The organism is Kitasatospora misakiensis, from assembly GCF_042656005.1.
Classification (GTDB): Bacteria; Actinomycetota; Actinomycetes; order Streptomycetales; family Streptomycetaceae; genus Kitasatospora; species Kitasatospora misakiensis.
This window is the reverse complement of record NZ_JBHSOF010000118.1, coordinates 1,316-2,724: the sequence shown is the minus strand read 5'-3', so window position 1 is coordinate 2,724 and position 1,409 is coordinate 1,316. Positions and strand designations below refer to the sequence as shown.

Below are 1,409 nucleotides of genomic sequence, written 5' to 3'. Positions count from 1 at the left end.
CACAAACCCGCTGGCCACAGACCTGAAACGGTCACCCGCGAAGTACGGGTCTAGAAGCTGCTCTGCCGAGGTCGGCCGAACGGGAACGGGCCGTTCCGGTGGCCCGCTCTCACCTTCTCACCGTAATTTCATGGAAAAGGCCCGGAATTCGGTGCCCAGCTGATTTCGCGCTTATCCGGCTGCCTTTAGATTCTCTGTCGTGAGCGAGCAGATCCCCGCCGGGTGGTACCCGGACCCGAAGGACATCACCAGCGACCCACGACCCCAGCGCTGGTGGGACGGCAAGGGCTGGACGGCCAGCACCCGGCCCGCACCCTCGGACGCGCCGCCGCCGGAGCCACCGGCGGCCGACGCTCCGGGGCCGGAGGACGCCGACACCCGGGTGCTGGAGGGGGAGGTGCTGGAGAGCGGGCCGTCGGTCCGCTCTCCCGAGCCGCCCCCCTTCGGCACCGCCTACGGCTCGCCGGTGCCGCCGCCCCCGAAGCGGCGGCGCAAGCCGTCCAAGGTGGTGATCGCGGCGACCGTGGCGGCCGTCCTGGGCCTCGGCGTCGGCTCGGGCATCACCTACCTGGCGATGGACGACCACGGCGACCGGCACCACAGCGCGCGCCCGCACGTCCGGCCCGGCCCGAACGGCGACGGCCCGGGGCGCGGTCTGCCGGACTTCGGCGGCCCGGGCGACGGCGGCGGCAACGGCGGGAGCGGCGACAGCGGCCGGGGCAACGGCAACGGCAACGGCAACGGCGGCCGCGGCAACGGCAAGGGCGGCCAGGGCAACGGTGCCAACACCTCCCAGGCCGTCGACGTGGTGAACCGGCTCGTCCTGTCCGTCCCCTCGGGCTGGGAGGGCGGCACCACCAGCGACGGCTTCGCCGGCCTCAGCATCGGCCAGTACGACTGCGAGGGCGGCGGCGACTGCTCGCTCGGCGGCGCCAACACCGGCCGGATCGACGGCGGAGGGACCGACGTCCAGGCGGCGGCCAAGGCCGACATCGAGACGGCCGCCAAGGACGGCTACAAGGAGATCCTCTCGCACCAGGAGCTCAAGTCCGAGGCGGTCAAGGTGGACGGCCGGGACGGCTACCTGGTCCGCTGGAAGGTGGACGCCGCCAAGGGCAACGACGGCTATGTGCAGACGGTGGTCTTCCCGTCCGCCGACGGAAAGTCCCTGGTCTCGGTGCACTTCGGCTTCGACATCGCCGACAAGGCCCCGGACGTCGCGGTGATGGACACCATCGTCCAGGGGATCAGCGACTACAGCGGCAAGCTGCCGGCCATCCCCGGCTTCCCCGGCGGCCCGGACAGCGGCGCCAACGGCACCTCGAACACCTGACACGGCCCCCCGGGGCCCGTCCCGTACGGTTCGGCTCACGCGCGCGGCGGCGGCCCGCCCGGAACACTCCGGGCGG

At 72.9% G+C, this 1,409-nt stretch carries 1 protein-coding gene; it reads left to right on the top strand.

Translation table 11 applies throughout. The features are described 5' to 3' along the window. Positions 1-199 precede the first annotated feature (199 nt). Positions 200-1,333 carry a DUF2510 domain-containing protein gene (locus tag ACFP3U_RS36765; protein WP_380230130.1) on the top strand — a complete coding sequence of 378 codons (1,134 nt, stop codon included), beginning with the start codon at positions 200-202 and terminating at the stop codon, positions 1,331-1,333. Positions 1,334-1,409 lie beyond the last annotated feature (76 nt).